Below are 16,933 nucleotides of genomic sequence, written 5' to 3' on the forward strand. Positions count from 1 at the left end.
TGCTGTGCGGTGCGTCCTCCACTTAGTCGCACACGACGGGGTCCCGGTTCCCGGTTTCGGGCGAAAGATCACCCAGCGCACCCGACGATGCCGCGACCAGGGGCAGGAACAGCTCATCCACGACGCGTACAACCTGGGCTGGAAGCTCGCCGCGGTCGCCCACGGCGCGCCGGAGTCGCTGCTTAACACCTACGAGGCCGAGCGCCGCCCGGTCGCGGCCGGGGTGCTCGCGCTGTCCGACGCCCGGCTCAAGCAGGCCATCGAGGAGCGGGGCATCCCCACGCAGCGCGAGGGCGTCCAGGCGGTGCGGGCCGAGCCCGGAAGCGACCTCGCCGCCGCGTACGGCGCGAACGCGCGCACCGTGGTGCTGATCCGCCCGGACGGGTACCTCGGCATGATCTCCGATGCGGGTGACTTGTCGGCCGTGTCGGACTATCTCGCCGCGATCGGCGGAGCCGTACATTGACGACCATGCAGAGACGACACCTGCTCGCCGCCGCCGGAGGAGCCGTCGCCGGCGCCGCCGGACTGGCCGGATCAGCCGCCGCCGCGCCCTCGGGCACCGACGCGTTACGTCCCGGCAAGACGAGGCTGATCAGCCTCTCCCACGTCAACGACCCGGCGAAGACCAACATCTACCCCGGCGACCCCGAGTTCACCCTCGAGACGATCGCGACGATCGAGAACGAGGGGTACTACCTGCAGTACGTCCGCGAGGGCGAGGCCACCGGCACCCACTGGGGCGCCCCGGGCCACTTCAACGCCGGCGAGCCGCTCGCCGACGACCTCGACCCGAACGACCTGTTCCTGCCCGCGGTGAAGATCGACGTGCGCGACAAGTGCGCCCGCAACGCCGACTACGCCCTGACCATCGACGACGTCAAGGCGTGGGAGCGCAAGCACGGCCGCATCCCGGACGAATCCATGATCATCATGTGGACCGGCTGGGAGTACAAATGGGGCACCAAGGCTTTTCCGAACCTCGACAAGGACGGCGTGCTGCACCAGCCGGGCTTCGCGCCCGCGACCGTGCAGTGGTTCATCGACACCGGCCGGATCGGGCGCAACGGCGGCACCGGCATCGACACGTTCGGCCCTGACCTCGGCACCGACCCCGAGTTCCTGGCCTCGCTGCTGATCTACCAACGGCACCGGATCAGCCTGGAGATCCTCGCCAACCTGGCGCAGTTCCCGACGACGGGCGCGTCGGTGCTCGCCGGCGGGTTCATCAATTCCAAGGGCTCCGGCTCGACCGCCCTCATTTTCGGCGTGATTCCGCCCGGGGTACATGTGTGAGTGAAGCGGGCCGGTCCGATTGACCAAAGGACCGGCCCACTTTAGTGTCCTTTTATGAGCACGATGTCCGGAGCCGAGTCGCCCCAGGCGGCCACCACCCCGCTGGTCCTGCCGCTTTCCCGCTCGCTGGTCTGGCTCGGCGGCACCGCGCTGCTCGCCCTGCTGCTGTACTACTTCATCGGCATCGACCAGGGCGCCGTCTCGATCTTCGGCAGCGACACCCACGTGCACGAGTTCGTCCACGACGGCCGGCACTTCCTAGGCTTTCCCTGCCACTAACACGCAGTCGCCGCACGTGCCCCCACCAGGGATGCGGTAGTACAGGCAACAGTTGTTCCGGCGCAGCCGGCCGTTGCTGACCACGGCCCGGCCCTCCAGCAGCGGCTCACTGAGCAGCTCCTCGACCATGGGCCAGGCCTGCGGCAGCTGCCCGGCCGCGCCCCCGAGCGCCGACGCCACATTGCCCCACAACACGTGCGGCGACAGGTGGAAGGTTCCTGCGAAAACCTCGGCCAGCGGTTCGATGAGCCCCAGGACGACAATTTGGTACATGTCTGAGGCAGGCCGATCCCCGCCCGCCCGCACGGCCACCGGCAACGGCCCGCCCGGCACCTCCCGCCACCACAGGTCCTCCGGCGCCACGTCGGGCACCGTGCCCTCCAGCGCTCGAGCGAGGGGCGGGGAGACGAGGCGGGACGCGTACCCGAGAAACAACACCGACGCCACCACCCGCTCCGGCAGCGCGTCCAGGTCGAGGCCGAACATGCTCGCGAGGGCCTGGCGCGAGGCGGCCACCCGCGCCGCCACCACGTCCGGGTCGAGCAGCTCCGCGAACGGCCGCCACTGCGCGCCGCCGTCGAAGGGCTCCCAGACGAAGTACGGGTTCACGCGTCGACCCTAGCGGCCTACCATCGACGGCGTGCTGTACCGGCCGAAGGTGCTGCGACTGCTGCCCGGCTACCGTGCGCTGCTGCGCGACGGCAAGCGGGCCAAGGCCGTCGTCATGGCGGAGAAGATGTGGTGGGGCACCTCCGGGGCCGTCGCCCTCAACGTGCGGCTGCGGCTCAAGGTGCACTTCGACGACGGTACGAGCACCGAGATCGACCGCGTCGAGCGCTACCGCGACCTGGGCGGCCTCCACACCGTCGGCTCGATCCTGCCGGTCCGCCACGACGGCGGCCGCATCGAGGTCGACCTCCCCGAACTGCGCCGCCGCCGCGAGGCCGACCGCGAGCGGCACGAACGCCGCTCGATCCGGGCCGCCGAGGCGAAGCTCCGCAAAAAGTCCCGGTAAGTTGTTGAACCCTGAACCGTCTGGTGGGGTAGAGCTCGACAGGGAGGCCGTCGAGAGGGGCTGTGCGTGACGCGCGACGAGGAGCTCATGACCGCGCTGTACACCGAGCACTACGGTGTGCTGCTCGCGTTCGTCTCGCGGTACGAGCGGGACCGGCACCGCGCCGAGGACCTCGTGCAGGACACCCTGCTGCGCGCCTGGCGGCACATCGAACGCATCGACGTGAGCCGGGACACTACCCGGGCCTACCTGCTGACCATCGCGCGCAACGTCGTGAGCAACAACTGGCGGGCCGAGCAGCGCCGCCCCAAGCTCGTCTCCGACCCCGACGCGGTCGCCGCCGTCGCCGACCCCGACAACGTCGACGAGCTCGTCCAGGGCTGGCTCATCACCGCCGCCCTGGACCGCCTCTCCGCCGAGCACCGCGAGGTCATCCGATCCGTCTACTACGACGGCCGCACGGTCGCCGACACGGCCAGACGACTCTCGGTACCGGAAGGTACCGTCAAGTCGCGCGCGTACTACGCGGTCCGTGCGCTTCGGGCGGTGTTCGAGGAGATGGGGGTGTTACGGTGACCGCCGGCCACGACGCGGTGCGCCGGCTGCTCGGGGCGTACGTCCTGGGCGGCCTCGACGACACCGACCAGCACACCGTCGACGCCCACCTGAGCACGTGCGCCGAGTGCCGCACCGAGGTGGACCGCCTGGCCGCCGTGCCGGAACTGCTGCAACGCCTTCCGTCCGGCCCCGGCGCGCCGCTCGAGCCGCCGTCCCGCGCCGGCCTGGACTCCTTCCTGCGCCGGGCCCGCCCGCGCCGCCTGCCGGTGCTGGCGCTCGCCGCCGCGTGCGTGATTTTGTTGGTACTCGTCGGCGTGCTGGCCGTCCGCCGCCAGTCCCTGCCGGCCCCGCAGGCCCAGGCCTCCCCGTCCGCCTCCGCTTCCCCTGGCACCGTCGTGCAGTTCGTGGCGGCGGGCGGCAGCGGCCTGTCGGGCCGGGCGACCCTGAGCCCCCGCCAGTGGGGCGTCTCGGTCTCCCTGGAGCTGGCCGGCCTCCCGGGCGAGGGCCCGTTCACGATGAACGTACTCGGCCGCGGCGGCCAGTCGGAGCAGGCCGCGTGCTGGGGACGCACCCAGACCGCCCAGGCCCGGGTGACGGGGGCCAGCTCAATCCAGCTGACCAACGTCGACTCGATCCAGATCGCCGACCACGACGGCCACCTACTCGGCTCAGCCAGGTTGGCCTGACGCTCCGCCATTCGCGAATTCGGACACGCCAGCCGGTTCCATCCGTGTGGCCACTTGGCTACATTGAGAAGCGTGGCGCGTTACGACCAGATCGCCGAAATACTGCGACAGCGGGTGGGGTGCGGGCAACTGGCCGTCGGCGCCGAGGTGCCCAGCGCCGACCAGCTGGCCCGCGAGTTCCAGGTGGGCCGGGACACCGCGTTGAAGGCCGTGAAGCTCCTGCGCAACGAGGGCCTGCTGGCCCTGGGCCGGGATTGCGTGGTCCGCGTCGAGCGACGGCACACCAGCGTTGTCGAGCAGCCGGGCACGGTCGTCGACGTGCCGGCCGTCAGCGTCGTGAAGGCCCGGATGCCGACCCCGAAGGAGCGCGAGGAACTCCAACTGGCCGAAGGTGTACCGGTGCTGGTTGTCTGTCTGGGCGACGTCGAGGAGGTCCACCCCGGCGGCGAGACCGGGATCCGGATGTCTGGCGCTTAGGGAGCGGCCGATGCGACGGTACGAGGGAAAGGTCGCCCTCGTCACGGGCGCGGCCCAGGGCATCGGCGCCGCGGTCGCCCGACGCCTCGCATTCGAGGGCGCCGCGGTCGCCGTCACGGACGTCCGCCCTGACGCGGCCACCGCACTGGCTGAGGAGATCGGGCTTGAACAAGCGCTTGGTCTCGCCCTCGACGTAGGCTCCCGCACCGCCATCGACGCCGCGGTAGCCGCAACGCTGGACCGCTTCGGCCGCCTCGACCTGCTGGTCAACAACGCGGGCGGTTGCATCGTCACCTCGGAGCCCGAGGACACGACCACCGAGGACTGGCACGGTCAGCTGGACTTGACGCTGGTGGGCGCGGCCCGCTGCATCCAGGCTGCGCTTCCCCACCTGATCCAGTCCCGGGGCAACGTGGTCACCATCAGCTCGGTGAACGGGATGGCGGCTTTCGGCGGGGTGGAGTACTCGGCGGCGAAGGCGGGGCAGATCGCCATGACGGTGAATTTCGCGGCCCGCTATGGGCGGTTGGGGGTGCGCTTCAACGTGGTCGCGCCGGGCACTGTGCGGACCCCGAACTGGGACGATCAGGCGGACGACCTGGCGCGGCTCGAGAAGCTGTACCCGCTCGGCCGCATCGGCGAACCGGAGGACATCGCCGCGGCGGTCGCGTTTCTGGGGTCCGACGACGCCGCCTGGATCACCGGCCACACCCTGCCGGTGGACGGCGGAGTGCTGACCGGCCCGAACCTGCTCGACCTCAGCCCACCGCCACCCCGGTGACTCGAGACGATCTCATCAACCGCTGCCCACGGAGTCGGCGGGGCCGGCCTTTGACGTCGGCCGCCCTACCGGACTCCGTCAGATGTTGTCGACCACGACCACCGTGACGTTGTCGCGGCCGCCGGCCAGAACGGCGCGCCGCACCAATTCGTCCGCCGCCGCCTGCGGATCCTCAGCGCCCGTCAACACGTCCGCGATCTCGTCGTCGGTGAGCTCCAGCGAAAGCCCATCCGAACAAACCAAAAACCGCTCCCCCGCCTCAGCAGTCCGCACCCAAAGATCCGGCCGCGGCCCAGGATCGGTCCCGAGCGCCCGGGTGATGACACCCCGCCGCATCGTCACGGCTTCCGGCGCCACGTGGTCGACGGTGAGTTGGTCGAGCGTCCCGCCGCCGAAGCGGTACACCCGGGAGTCTCCGACGTTGAAGACGATCCAGCATTCGTCGCCGTCGACCTTGCCCAGGCAGAGGCCGGCCGCTGTGGTGCCCATGCCGCCCTGGGTCGGGTCGGCGGCCGCGGCGGCGAGGATGTCGGCGTTCGCCTGGATGATCTCGTCGCGGATGTCCAGGGGGCCGGGGCCCGCCACGCCGTCGAGGCGTTGCAGGGCCGTGACCGCTAAGCGGCTGGCCACGTCGCCGGCTGCGTGGCCGCCCATGCCGTCGGCGACGGTGAAGACGCACTCGCCGATGTAGAAGCTGTCCTCGTTGCGGCGGCGGACCTTCCCGACGTCGGTGGCCGCGCCGGCCCGGATTGTCGCCATCAGTCCTCCACCGCCCCTGAAACCCTGAACGCCATCAAGATCCCACTAATGTCAAGATCGTGCCATCGGCGGAACGACCGGAGACGGCGGGCCGCCCGGTGCCCATTACACGCCCACCGGCTGCGTGAGCAGTGACAGCAGGCGGGCGACCACGGTCGCGCGGGCCAGGGGGCGGCCCGGGTCCGGTCGTTCCAACGAGTCGGACATGAACCAGGCACCGGTCGCGCTGCGGGCGACCGCTACGCCGGACTCGTCGGCGGCGCCGGCCTGGGTGCGGATGAGGACCGTGGCGGCGCCGTCGCCGGAGGTGCACAGGTCCAGGAAGCGGAGCACGGGGGCGGACAGCGGCTCGGCGGCGTCGATCAGTTCGACGGAGAACAGGCCGTACGAGCCGGGGTAGACCGCGAGGCGGCCCGTCACCCCTGAGAACAGGTGCACGACCACCGGGCGCTCGTCGAGCCAGCCGGCCGCCTCGGTGCTGGTGTGCCGGGTGGCCAGGGCGGCGATGGCGCACTGGACGAACTCGCCGGGCACCACCCGGTCGCCGTCGAGGCGGCACAGGTCGCGGGCGACGAGCGAGGCGACCCCGGAGGCGACGACGATGCCGGTCGACACGCCGGGCTGGAAGTTGAGCCGGCGGCGCACGTCGTCCACCTCGACCCCGCGCTCGGCCGCGGAGCGCAGGACGAACTCCAGCTCCGCGAACGTCAGCGTCACCGGCCCGCCGGCCTGCTCGCCGGTGGGCTGGTCCGCGCGGTGGTCGGCCATTCCCGTTGCTTGCTCCCTCAAAACGCTGAGATTACCGGTGGCCGCAAGCCCGGCGCGACCCGGTTGCGCCCTTCGCGCTTCGCGTCGTACAGCGCGACGTCCGCCGCCTCGACGAGTTTCTCCGGTTCGCCGCTGCCGTCGGGCCGGTGCGCGGCCACCCCGACGCTCACCGTGACGACGCCGGGGCCGGTGCGCGGGTGCGGCTCGCCGATCGCCTCGACGGCCGCGCGGAGGCGTTCGGCGGCCACCGTGGCGGCGCGCAGGTCGGTGTCGGGTAGGACGACCGCGAACTCCTCGCCGCCGAGGCGGGCCACGAGGTCGGTGGCGCGCACCGTGTGCTGCAGGGCGGCCGCGACCTTGCGCAGGCAGGAGTCGCCGCCCGGGTGGCCGTAGTGATCGTTGTAGGCCTTGAAGTGGTCGATGTCGATCATGGCGACGGCGAGCGTGCCGTGGGCGCGGGCGGAGCGCCGCCACTCGTCGCCGAGCCGGTCGGTGAACCGGCGCCGGTTGGCCAGGCCGGTCAGCGGGTCGGTGACGCTGAGCGTGGCCAGGCGCTCGTTGGCCGCCTCCAGGGCCTCGGTGCGCTCGGCCACCTTGCGCTCCAGCGACCCGTACAGCAGCGCGTTGTCCAGCGACACGGCCAGCTGCCCGGCGATCAGGTCGACGGCGTCGAGCCGGTCGCCGGTGAACGCGCCGCGGCTGAGCCGGTTCTCCAGCACCAGCATGGCCCGCGGCTGGCCGTGCACGAGCACCGGCAGCACCATGAGCGAGCAGGCGGCGAGCCCGGCGAAATAGGGGTCCCGGGCGAAGCGGCCGTCCTGGACGGCGTCGGCGACCACGAGCGGCTCCCGGACCCGGTCGGCATAGCGCACCGCCGACACCGGCACCAGTCCTGCCGCGCCGGCCGCCTCCAGCCGCTGCTCGCCCTCGGCCGTCGAGAGTCGCCACGCCCGGGCGTCAGAATCCCAAAGCAGCAGTTGTACCGCCGAAGCCCCCGTCATCGCGCTCAGCACCTCGGCCACCTGGTCGCGCAGCCGGTCGAGGCTGGTCTGCGAGGACAGCGCCCGGGCGGCGGCCAGCACGGCCATCAGGTCGATCGAGTCGGACGTGACCAGCGCCTCGGCCGCCCCGGACGCGGCGCCGCGGGACTCGTCGGCGGCCTTGCCGCGGGCCCCCCACGCCGCGTACAGCCGGCGCGCCTCGGACAACAGCGCCTGCCCGGTGTGCGTGAGCCCGGCGGCCAGGTGCGCCCGGCCCATCCGCTCGGTGATGAAGGCGCGGTGCCAGGGTCGAGGCTCCGGCGGTACCAAATCCAGGGCTTCTTGAAACGCGCGCAGCGCGGCCAACGGCTCGGTGCACCGCTCGGCCGCGACGAGTGCGGCCAGATGCGCGAACGTGCCCGGGTTCTCAGCGGCCCGCGCCCGCAACCACGCGTGGACGCGCTCCAGCTCCTCGTCATCGCCGTCCCCGCGAGCCGCCGCGCGGACGCGCTCGAACTCCCCGTCATCGCCCGTCTCGCCGGCCGCCGCGCGGACGCGAGAAGGCTCCCCGTCATCGCCCGTCTCGCCGGCCGCCGCGCGGACGCGAGAAGGCTCCCCGTCATCGCCCGTCTCGCCGGCCGCCGCGCGGACGCGAGAACGCTCCTCGTCGGCGCCGGCCGACCCGGTCAGGGCGAGGGCGCGCACGACGTGGGCGGTGGCGGTGGTGTAGATGCCGGGGATGGCGCCGAGCATCGTCATCGCCGTCGCGCTGTGCTCGCGCAGGAGCCGCGCGTCGCCCAGCAGCGCGCCTTCGAGGGCCCGGTACACGTGGAAGTTGGCCAGCGCGACCGGCTGCTTGGCGTAGTCGGGGTCGGGCCGCCGCGCCTCGCCGCGCAGGGCCCGCAGCAGCTGCGCGAACGGCTCGTACGCGAGGGTGCCGATCTCGTTGCGGGTCCGCTCGGCGAGGGCCAGCCCGGCGTCGATCTCGGCCGCCCACGCGTCGAGGGTGGGCGCGCAGTCGAGCTGGGCGGCGATCGAGAAGTCGTACGCGAAGCACGCGTACTGCACGTCGCCCGCGTGCAGTACGTCCTCCCGGGCCCGTTCCAGCGTGGCGACGTTGGCCTCGAGGGGCTCGAACCACGGCTGCACGAAGCCGGCGAAGACGTAGCGGACGCGGGCGGCGGCGAGGACGTAGCCGCGGTCCTCCCCCACGGCGAGCACGTGCCGCGCGACGTCGTACGCGGTCCGGTAGTCCTGCGCCATCGCGATCACCACGGTCGGGATCCGCCCCAGCCCGGCCATGAGGGAGACGCTCGGCCCGTTTTCGACCCAGCGCCGGTGGCTCTCCAGCACGACCCAGATGAAGGCGAGCCGGTCGCAGAAGAACGCCGGGGACAGCATCTTCTCCAGGATCTTGCCGATCCCGGCCTGCAGCGGGTCGCGCTGCTCGGGCCGCTCGTCGCGGCCGAGCGCCACCTCGGCCGCCCACCGGGCCAGGCCGCGCAGCCGCTCCGCGATGGTGTCGCCGAGGTCCGCCGGGCGGGTGACGCCGAGGCGCGCGAGGAGCCGCTCGCCGAGCGCGACCGCCTCCGGGGACCGGTGCCGGTTGGTGAGGCTGTAGATCTGCACACAGGTGGCGTCGACGAGTTCGAGCGGGGCGGTGCCGCACCGTTCCAGCTCGGCGTAGAGCTCGTCGGCCTCGGCGAGGCGTCCCAGCTGGTACAGCGTGGCGTGCAGGTCGGTCAGCAGCTGCGGGTCGGCGGCGGCGCCGAGGTCGCGCGCGGCGAGCAGGAAGCGCTCGGCGACGGTGCCGTTCATGAGCCGGATCGCGCCGGCCGCGGCCCGGAACATGCCGGCCACCCGCGCCTTCTCGGCCGGGTCGTCGAGCAGGTCGACGGCGTGCAGGTACTGCTCCGCGGCCAGGTTGTCGTCGCCGACCCGCCGGGCGATGTGCAGGTGGCGGGCCCGGCGCTGGTCGGGTGCGAGCATCCGGTACGCGGCCTGCTGCACCCGGTCGTGCCGGAACCGCACCACGTCGCGCTGCTCCTCCAGCACCAGCAGGCCGTCCTCCAGGGCCGGCACGAGCGCCGCGGCGTCCTCCACGTTGTCCAGCTCCACCTCGCCGCCGAGGCAGGCCAGCGACTGCAGCGCGTCGCGGGTGGCGGGCGGCAGCGCCTCGATGCGGGCCACCACGAGGTCGAGGACGTCGGTGGCGCCGACGTGCCCGCGCACCGCGCCCTGGTCCCAGCGCCAGCCCTCGGCCTCCAGGGTCAGCACCCGGTCGCGGCGCAGGGCGTTGACGAGCTCGACGGTGTCGTACGGGTTGCCGCCGGTGTGCCGCCCGACCGCCGCGGCCAGCCCGGCCGCCCGCGCGGGCTCCAGGCGCAGCATCTCGGCGAGAAACTCGGTCAGGTCGGCCGGGGGCAGGTTGGCCAGGCGCAGCACGGCCGGGGCGGCCGGCTGCCGGGCCCAGCGGGCCTGGGTGGCGGCGAGCGGGTGGGCCTCGTCGACCTCGGCATCGCGGTAGGCGCCGACGACGAGCACCCCGTGCAGCGTCGGGTCGGACAGGATCGCGTCGATGACCCCGATCGGGAACGCGCCGGCCCACTGCAGGTCGTCGAGCACCATCACGACCGGGTGCACCGGCGACGCGACCGCGCGCAGAATGTCCACGGCCGCCTGCTGCAGCCGCGCGCCGACCTCCAGCTCGGAGGTGTCGCCCTCGGGTTCGGTCCGCAGCAGTACCGCGAACTCCGGCAACGCCGCCGCCACCAGCCCGGCGTTGGGGCCGAGCGCGTCGCGCAGCCGCGGCCCGAGGTCCTGCCCCGGCTCGGCCAGCAGCAGCCGGGCGAGGGCGCGCATCGCCTGGCGGGCGGCGTCGGAGTCGGCGTCGCGGCGGTACTGGTCGAACTTGCCCATGACGAACCAGCCGCCGCCGGCCGTGACGAGCGGCCGCAGCTCGTTGATGAGCGCGGTCTTGCCGACCCCGGGCGCCCCGGCGGCCAGCAGTCCCCGGGTCCGGCCGGCGAGCGCGTCGGCGAACGCCCGCTGCAGCGCCTCGACCTCCCGTTCCCGTCCGATGAGCCGCGAGGGTGGGCTGAGCCGCTTGGCGAAGTCCCGTTCCCCGAGTACTGCCGGGTGCGTGCGCAGGTCGTGCAGCAGTCCCTCGGCGCTCTGGTACCGCCGGTCGGGCTCCTTCTCCAGCAGCTTCGCGATGATCGGCCACAGCTCGCTGTCGATCGCCTCGGGCGCGGTCGCGAGATGGTCGTGCACGAGCTGCAGCGCCGAGTCGGCCTGGAACGGCGGCCGCCCGCTGCCGTACTCGTACAGCGTCGCCCCGAGCGAGTAGAGATCGGCCCGATGGTCGACGGGCCGCCCGGTCCGCCCCGTCTGCTCCGGTGCCAGATACGCCAGGGTCCCCGCGATCTCGTCCTGATGCGTGAATCCGGGCCGTTCCTCGGCGAACGTGGTGGCAAGATCGAAGTCAACCAGCAGCGGCCCGCGCGGCGTGGCGTACACGTTGGCGGGGTTCACGTTCTTGTGCACCACCCCGCGGTCGTGCACGTCCCGCAGGATGCGCGCCAGCCCGGCCGCGAGCTCGCGCAGCGCTTCGGGCGCCTGCCGCCCGGCGACGGGCTCCCCGCCGGCGTCCGCGAGCAGCAGACAGGCGCCGTCGCACGGTTCGAGCAGTGTCGGTACGCCGTCGATGCCCCGCAGCCGCGCCAGGATCGCCGCCTCGCGCCGCAGCCGCTCGGACGCGTCGCCGCCCCCGGCCCACTCCTTGCGCACCGCAGGCCGCCCGTCGGGCAGCGTGACGGGCGTGAGCGACTTCGCGCCGGTGCGCGGAAGTGCCCCCAGCCGGCCCGCCGCCTCCTGGTTCACACCGCCCCCATCGGCGGACCCGCGGCCCACTTGACCGTTTTATCCGTTTGTTACGGCCCGGATGGCCTCGGCGAGCCGCCCGGCCGCGTCGGAGATCGGCCCCGGCCGCCGAGCCAGGGTGAGGCGCCGCAGCTCGCGCGGCCCGCCGCGGACCGGCAGGAGCCGCACCCCGTCCGGAACCGCCGGCGCGAGCGAGGCCGGCACGGTCGTGGCGCCCAGCCCGGCCGCGACGAGCCGCAGCTTCGCCAGCCAGTCCCGGGCGGTGTGCGCGATCACCGGCCGCCCGCCCAGCCCCGGCCACACCCCCATGAGCGGCCCGTCGATCCACCGCAGCCCTCGCAGGTCGGCCACGTCGACGTGGTCCGCGGCCGCCAGCGCGTGCCCGGCCGGCAGCGCCACCCGCAACTCCCGCTCGGCGAGGACCTCGATCTCCAGCGGCGGGTCCTCCGCGTCCGGCGGCCGGAACGGCGGCGCGGCCGCGAGCAACGCCAGGTCGATGGTCCCGGCCCGCAGCGCCCGGACCAGCGCCGCGGTGCTGCCCTCGCGGCTCAGCACCGTGATGGTCCCGTCCAGCCGGGCCAGGGCGCGCGGCACGATCACCGCCCCCGCGCTCGGGAACCATCCCAGGCGGACCGTGCCGCCGGCCGCCGTCAGGCCGGCCAGGTCGCGCGCCGCGGCGTCGGCCTCGTCGAGCATGGCGGCGGCCCGGCGCAGGACGATGCGGCCGGCGGCGGTGAGCCGTACGCCGCCGGGGCGGCGGTCCAGCAGCCGGGTGCCGGTGGCCCGTTCCAGGGCGGCGATCTGCCGGGACACGCCGGACTGGGTGTAGCCGAGCGCGGCCGCGGCGCCGGTCAGGGTGCCGCGGGCGGCGACCTCGCGGAAGACGCGCAGGCCGACGAGGGAGACGTCACCGAAGCCCATGACGAATACGCATACCAGACCTGCGGGACTCGCGTTGGCCGCATGGCCGCGGTGCTCCTAGCCTCGAACGCATGACCACCGCACTTGTCACCGGCGCATCGCAGGGCCTCGGGTACGCCCTGGTCGCCGGGCTGGCCCGGCGCCTGGGTCCGGGCGATGTCGTGTACCTCACCGGCCGTACACCCGCGGCGGTTCTTCCGGAAGGGCGGGCGAAGGTCGTCGGCCTCCATTTCGACGTCGCCGACCCGGGCGCGGCCGAGCGGGTGGCGGCCGAGGTCGGGGCGTTCGACATCGTGTTCGGCAACGCGGTCATGCGGGTCGGGCCGGACGACGAGCCGGCCGCGATCGTGGACGCCTACACGCAGGTGAACAACTTCGGCACGACCCGGCTGCTGCGGGCCTTCGCGCCGCGGCTGCGCGACGGCGGGCGGCTGCTCGTGGTGGCCAGCTCGCTCGGCACGCTGCACCACCTGGCGCCGGTGCTGCATCTGCGGTTCGACGGGCTGGAGACGCTCGACGCCGTCGACGCGGCCACGGCGGCCTGGCGGGACGAGGTGCTCGACGGGCGGGCCAAGGCGATGGCGTGGCCGGGGTTCGTGAACATTCCGTCGAAGATCGCGCAGGTCGCGGCGGTGCGGGCGCTCGCGGCGCAGCGGCGGGCCGAGGACGAGCGGCGGGGCATCCTGCTCGCCGCCGTCTGCCCGGGGATGATCAACACTCCGACGTCGGGGTTGTGGTGGGACGTGCGGGACGCGCCGACGCCGGACGAGGCCGCGGTGGCGCTGCTGGATCTGGCGCTCGGCGAGATCCGGCCCGGCCACTACGGCGAGCTCGTCCGGCACGGCAAAGCGTTGCCCTGGAAACCCTGAGCGGCCCCTAATCGGGCCGGTACGAGCACTGGCGGCCGGTGTGGACCGTCTCGCGCAGGTGCCGCCCGAGGCCGGGGTCGGCCTCCTCGACCCGGCCGATCGCGCGGCGGATCGCCTTGCCCACGGCGACCCGGGCGCGTTCGGCGTTGTCGACGAAGCGCCGGCTGCGCCCGCCGATGCCGACGCTGCCCGCGAGCTGGGCCAGCAGCGCCGCGGTCTCCTCGCGGGCCGCGTCCGCGCGCCGGGTGCCGGCCGCCGACTCGATCTCGGTGCGCAGTTCGGCGACGCGGGCGCGGTACCGCCGCATCGCCTCCTGATCGAGCATGTCCTGCGGCACGGTGCGCGCCCCGGCCGCCCGCGCCAGCCCGGTGACCCCCATCGCCAGCTCGACGGCGGGGATCTCGGTGCCGGCGTTGGCCAGCAGCACGGCCAAATGCAGCATCCCGACGCTGTGCTCGACGAGCACCGTGCGCGCGCCCCGGGCCAGCCGCCAGTGCTGGCGCTCCCGCACGCATGTGGCGCGCGCGGGCGCGGCCGGGGCGAGCCGGTCGAGGGCCTTGCGCGACTCCTCGGCGGCCGGCCAGTGCCCGAGCGCCCGGTTGTGCGCGACCGCGCGGGTCAGGTGCGCCACGGCGAGGTCGCGCCGGCCGGACACCTCCGCGGCGAGGCCCAGCGCATGGTGTACCGATCCGAAGCACGCGATCCCGAGACTCACCATGGCCGGCAGTTCCGCGTGCGGGAGCAGCAGCTCGTAGGCCTCCGCGGCCAGGTCCGCGTCGCCGACCAGGCGGGCCGCCTCGACGATGCCGTGCATGGTCACCAGCCAGCTGCCCGAGCGCGGCAGTTCCTTGAGCGACGGCCCGCGCAGCCGCGCCAGGGCGCCCGCGGCGGTACGCAGCTCGCCGGCCTGGGCCGCGGCGACCGCGTGCACCGCGTCGTACGCGTTGTCCACGATGGACAGGGTCGGGGAGTGCACGAGGCGCTCCAGCAGCGGGCGCAGTTCTTGCAGGCGTCCCTGGTACCAGCGGATGGCGACGAGATGCGCCCCGTACCACCCGGCGGCGTCGGCGTCGCCGGCCTCCTCGCCGCGCCGGAAGCACCCGAGCGCGGCCTGTTCCGCCTCGGCGAACCGGCCGGCCCGGATCTCGCGCATGACGTCGATGGCGTCCGCGACGTACCCGGCGGCGAGGTGCGGCCGCTCGGCGAGCACGGCCCGCAGCTCCCCCAGCCGGCGCTCGGCGTGCCGGTCGCCGTCGAGGAACAGGTCGGCGGTGCGCCACAGCAGACCCATGACGAGGTCGCCGCGGCGGCCGGTGCGCGCGCTCACCCCGAGCAGCTCCACCGCGATTTCCCGGCGCAGCAGCCGCTGCTCGGGGCCGAGCAGGCAGTGGTGCGCGAGGCTGAGCGCCTCGGCGTGCGCGACGGGGTCGCCGAGCGCGCGGGCGTCCTCCAGCGCGGCGAGGATCGCGTCGCTGCGGCCCTCGCGATAGTCGCGCTCGGCGGCCAGCCGGGCCCGGAGGCGTACCGCCAAGGCCCCCTCGGCCTCGACCAGCCCCAGCAGCCGGTGCAGCCGCTGCTCCAGCACGGCGGCGTGCGCGCCGACGCGGTGCTCGTGCACCCACACGCCGGCGAAGCCCAGCGCCGCCTCGGCCATGCCGGGCACGTCCCCGGCCGCCTCCGCGCGCGCGTACGCCGCGTCGAACCACCCCCGTGCCGTGCTCAGGTCCCCGTCGTCGTGCAGCGCGCACAGCGCCGCCGCGACGGGTTCGTGCAGGATGTCGATCTCGGCGCTGCGGTGCGCGCCGGAACCCGACGTCATTGCGGTTCTCCAACCTCTGCCCGCCGCCCATCATCGTCGAACGTCACCGGGATCGGCCGGTCGGCGACGGGTACTCGACACAGTGCAACCGATCGCGCCGCCCGGTGATCCGCCGGTACGCTGCTGCGGTGGAGACCCCGGACGTGGTCCTGCGGCCGGTCGCCGCAGCCGACCTGTGGGTGCTGGAGCGCCAGGCCGACGACCCCGAGGCGGGCGGGCTGTTCAACTGGTCCGGCTACCGCGACATCGCCGCCACCCGCCGCCGGTTCGAGGAGAACCGGCTCATCACCGCCGACGGCGGCTGCCTGATCGTGCAGGTCGGCGGCGCGGCCGCGGGCAACGTGGTGTGGAACCGGCACACCTACGGGGTGCCGATCTGGGCGTGCTGGAACATCGGCATCGCGCTGCTGCCGGAGTTCCGCGGCCGGGGCGCGGGCGCGGTCGCGCAGCGCATGCTGGCGGCCTACCTGCTCGGCACCACGCCCCTGGAGCGCATCGAGGCCTACACGGACGTGGAGAACGTCGCCGAGCAGCGCTCGCTGGCCAAGGCCGGGTTCACCCGGGAGGGCGAGATCCGCTCGGCGCAGTTCCGCGAGGGCCGCTGGCGGAGCCTTTACCTGTACTCGCTGATCCGCGCCGAACTCGCCGGTGCCACGGCCACGCCGCCGACGTAGACCGCGCGGATGCGGTGCAGCGCGGCCGGATCGGTGAGCGGGTCGCCGTCGACGGCCAGGATGTCCGCGTCGTAGCCGGGCAGCAGGCGGCCCTTGCGGTCGCCGAGCCCGATCGCCGCGGCCGCGCGGGCGGTGACGGCGCGCAGGCACTGCGCCGGGTCGAGGCCGAGCTGGGCCAGGTGGGCCGGCGCGTCGCGGACCACGTCGTGCGGCTTCATCGGGGCGATCCCGGCGTCGGTGCCGACCACGATCGGCACGCCCGCCTCGGCCATCCGCCGCGCGTTGGCGACGAGCTTCGGCAGCAGCGCCAGCATCTCGGGCGGCGGCGGGGTGGCCGCTCCCGCGCGGAAGCCCAGCGTCAGGCTCACCACGATGCCGCGGGCGACGATCTCGTCGAGCAGCCCGTCGGGGATGGTGTCGACGTCGTCGGCGGTCATGAACGACGCGTGCTCCAGGCTGTCGACGCCGGCCGCGACGGCGTCCACGATGGACTGCGTGCCGTGCGCGTGCGCGGCCACCGGCAGGCCCAGCCCGTGCGCCTCGTCCACCAGGGCGATCAGTTCCTCCCTTGTGTACTGTGCGAGCTCCCACCGGCTCCCGGGCGTCATCCGGCCGCCGCTCGCCATCACCTTGATCACGTCGACGCCGCGCGCATGCCGCTCGCGGACGGCGGCGCGCAGCTCGGCCACGCCGCGTACGCCCTCGCCGAGGAAGTGGCAGTGCCCGCCCGGCGTCGTCACCGGTACACCCGAAGCGACCACGTGCGGCAGCGTCGGATCGGTGCGCGCGGCGTCGCGGACACCCAGGCCCAGGTAGCCGGAGTCGCCCAGGTCGCGCACGGTCGTCACGCCGCCCTGCACGGCCCGGCGCCCCGCGGCGCACATGGCGGCGAACGCGTCCGCGGCGTCGCGGGCGGCGAGCGCGGCCACGGGGTCCGGCGACGCGTCGAAGGCCAGGTGCACGTGGACGTCGACGAGCCCGGGCAGCAGGGTGGCGCCCGGCAGCTCGATCACCTCCGCGCCCTCGGGAGCGGGGCCGGGGACGATCTTCCCGGCGTCGATGCAGATCTCGGTGCCGGATTTCGCGTCGGTACCGTCGAAAACGCGCGCGGCTCGCAGAACCTTCATGCGCTGCAGCGTCGCGCCGGCGGGGTGCTCCGCGCGTCCGTG

Annotated in this window: 17 protein-coding genes; 10 read left to right on the forward strand and 7 right to left on the reverse strand. The window is 74.0% G+C overall.

Features of this window, described 5'->3' with window-relative positions; translation table 11 throughout:
- Positions 1 to 4: 4 nt before the first annotated feature.
- The 3 genes from ACQP00_RS43280 to ACQP00_RS43290 are packed head-to-tail and all read left to right on the forward strand — an operon-like array spanning position 5 to position 1,575.
- Positions 5 to 466, forward strand: a complete 462-nt coding sequence (locus tag ACQP00_RS43280) for an FAD-dependent monooxygenase (RefSeq protein WP_433208446.1) — start codon at positions 5 to 7, stop codon at positions 464 to 466.
- 5 nt (positions 467 to 471) lie between these two features.
- Complete coding sequence (locus ACQP00_RS43285) at positions 472 to 1,296, forward strand: cyclase family protein (protein WP_433208449.1); 825 nt, start codon at positions 472 to 474, stop codon at positions 1,294 to 1,296.
- A gap of 54 nt (positions 1,297 to 1,350) precedes the next feature.
- Entirely contained in the window at positions 1,351 to 1,575 is a 225-nt protein-coding gene (locus ACQP00_RS43290; protein ID WP_433208452.1) for a CbtB domain-containing protein, read from the forward strand.
- On the opposite strand, the gene ACQP00_RS43295 is transcribed toward ACQP00_RS43290, so the two are convergent.
- Positions 1,555 to 2,184, reverse strand: coding sequence for a (2Fe-2S)-binding protein (locus tag ACQP00_RS43295; RefSeq protein WP_433208455.1), 630 nt, complete (start codon positions 2,182 to 2,184; stop codon positions 1,555 to 1,557). The two genes, ACQP00_RS43290 and ACQP00_RS43295, sit on opposite strands and share 21 nt — an antisense overlap.
- Before the next feature lie 31 nt (positions 2,185 to 2,215).
- On the opposite strand from ACQP00_RS43295, the gene ACQP00_RS43300 reads away from it, so the two are divergent.
- From ACQP00_RS43300 to ACQP00_RS43320, 5 genes are all read left to right on the forward strand, one after another.
- Entirely contained in the window at positions 2,216 to 2,590 is a 375-nt protein-coding gene (locus tag ACQP00_RS43300) for a hypothetical protein (RefSeq protein ID WP_433208458.1), read from the forward strand.
- Between the two features lie 66 nt (positions 2,591 to 2,656).
- Positions 2,657 to 3,166, forward strand: a complete 510-nt coding sequence (locus ACQP00_RS43305; RefSeq protein ID WP_433208461.1) for a sigma-70 family RNA polymerase sigma factor — start codon at positions 2,657 to 2,659, stop codon at positions 3,164 to 3,166.
- Positions 3,163 to 3,834, forward strand: coding sequence for an anti-sigma factor family protein (locus ACQP00_RS43310; RefSeq protein WP_433208464.1), 672 nt, complete (start codon positions 3,163 to 3,165; stop codon positions 3,832 to 3,834). The genes ACQP00_RS43305 and ACQP00_RS43310 overlap by 4 nt, the downstream gene beginning before the upstream one ends.
- Before the next feature lie 72 nt (positions 3,835 to 3,906).
- A complete protein-coding gene (locus ACQP00_RS43315; protein ID WP_433208467.1) occupies positions 3,907 to 4,311 on the forward strand; it encodes a GntR family transcriptional regulator in 405 nt (134 codons plus the stop codon).
- A gap of 10 nt (positions 4,312 to 4,321) precedes the next feature.
- Entirely contained in the window at positions 4,322 to 5,092 is a 771-nt protein-coding gene (locus tag ACQP00_RS43320; RefSeq protein WP_433208470.1) for an SDR family NAD(P)-dependent oxidoreductase, read from the forward strand.
- Positions 5,093 to 5,170: 78 nt separating this feature from the next.
- On the opposite strand, the gene ACQP00_RS43325 is transcribed toward ACQP00_RS43320, so the two are convergent.
- The 4 genes from ACQP00_RS43325 to ACQP00_RS43340 form a co-directional block, all read right to left on the reverse strand.
- Complete coding sequence (locus ACQP00_RS43325) at positions 5,171 to 5,851, reverse strand: PP2C family protein-serine/threonine phosphatase (protein WP_433208473.1); 681 nt, start codon at positions 5,849 to 5,851, stop codon at positions 5,171 to 5,173.
- 105 nt (positions 5,852 to 5,956) lie between these two features.
- The gene (locus ACQP00_RS43330) at positions 5,957 to 6,640 is read right to left on the reverse strand and encodes a hypothetical protein (protein ID WP_433208476.1); all 684 of its coding nucleotides are present in this window, start codon (positions 6,638 to 6,640) and stop codon (positions 5,957 to 5,959) included.
- The gene (locus ACQP00_RS43335; RefSeq protein WP_433208479.1) at positions 6,637 to 11,481 is read right to left on the reverse strand and encodes a diguanylate cyclase domain-containing protein; all 4,845 of its coding nucleotides are present in this window, start codon (positions 11,479 to 11,481) and stop codon (positions 6,637 to 6,639) included. Before ACQP00_RS43335 ends, ACQP00_RS43330 begins: the two co-directional genes overlap by 4 nt.
- Positions 11,482 to 11,520: 39 nt before the next feature.
- Positions 11,521 to 12,402 (reverse strand): LysR family transcriptional regulator, encoded by an 882-nt coding sequence (locus ACQP00_RS43340; protein ID WP_433208482.1) that lies wholly within the window; start codon positions 12,400 to 12,402, stop codon positions 11,521 to 11,523.
- A gap of 71 nt (positions 12,403 to 12,473) precedes the next feature.
- Here ACQP00_RS43340 and ACQP00_RS43345 point away from each other — a divergent pair, with 71 nt between their 5' ends.
- A complete protein-coding gene (locus ACQP00_RS43345) occupies positions 12,474 to 13,271 on the forward strand; it encodes an SDR family NAD(P)-dependent oxidoreductase (RefSeq protein WP_433208485.1) in 798 nt (265 codons plus the stop codon).
- Between the two features lie 7 nt (positions 13,272 to 13,278).
- Here the strand turns inward: ACQP00_RS43345 and ACQP00_RS43350 are convergent, their stop codons facing one another.
- Positions 13,279 to 15,090 (reverse strand): hypothetical protein, encoded by a 1,812-nt coding sequence (locus tag ACQP00_RS43350; protein ID WP_433208488.1) that lies wholly within the window; start codon positions 15,088 to 15,090, stop codon positions 13,279 to 13,281.
- A 128-nt stretch (positions 15,091 to 15,218) separates the two neighbouring features.
- Here ACQP00_RS43350 and ACQP00_RS43355 point away from each other — a divergent pair, with 128 nt between their 5' ends.
- A complete protein-coding gene (locus tag ACQP00_RS43355; protein WP_433208491.1) occupies positions 15,219 to 15,764 on the forward strand; it encodes a GNAT family N-acetyltransferase in 546 nt (181 codons plus the stop codon).
- Here ACQP00_RS43355 and ACQP00_RS43360 read toward each other — a convergent pair.
- The gene (locus ACQP00_RS43360; protein ID WP_433208494.1) at positions 15,704 to 16,891 is read right to left on the reverse strand and encodes an amidohydrolase family protein; all 1,188 of its coding nucleotides are present in this window, start codon (positions 16,889 to 16,891) and stop codon (positions 15,704 to 15,706) included. The genes ACQP00_RS43355 and ACQP00_RS43360 overlap by 61 nt on opposite strands.
- Positions 16,892 to 16,933 lie beyond the last annotated feature (42 nt).

The sequence above is a fragment of the Dactylosporangium sp. CS-047395 genome (genome assembly GCF_050942185.1).
GTDB lineage: Bacteria > Actinomycetota > Actinomycetes > Mycobacteriales > Micromonosporaceae > Dactylosporangium.

Coding starts and splice junctions, on each gene's coding strand:
- ACQP00_RS43285 (WP_433208449.1), top strand. CDS start 472: ATGCAGAGACGACACCTGCTCGCCGCCGCCGGAGGAGCCGTCGCCGGC.
- ACQP00_RS43360 (WP_433208494.1), bottom strand. CDS start 16,891: ATGAAGGTTCTGCGAGCCGCGCGCGTTTTCGACGGTACCGACGCGAAA.
- ACQP00_RS43350 (WP_433208488.1), bottom strand. CDS start 15,090: ATGACGTCGGGTTCCGGCGCGCACCGCAGCGCCGAGATCGACATCCTG.
- ACQP00_RS43325 (WP_433208473.1), bottom strand. CDS start 5,851: ATGGCGACAATCCGGGCCGGCGCGGCCACCGACGTCGGGAAGGTCCGC.
- ACQP00_RS43290 (WP_433208452.1), top strand. CDS start 1,351: ATGAGCACGATGTCCGGAGCCGAGTCGCCCCAGGCGGCCACCACCCCG.
- ACQP00_RS43320 (WP_433208470.1), top strand. CDS start 4,322: ATGCGACGGTACGAGGGAAAGGTCGCCCTCGTCACGGGCGCGGCCCAG.
- ACQP00_RS43340 (WP_433208482.1), bottom strand. CDS start 12,402: ATGGGCTTCGGTGACGTCTCCCTCGTCGGCCTGCGCGTCTTCCGCGAG.
- ACQP00_RS43345 (WP_433208485.1), top strand. CDS start 12,474: ATGACCACCGCACTTGTCACCGGCGCATCGCAGGGCCTCGGGTACGCC.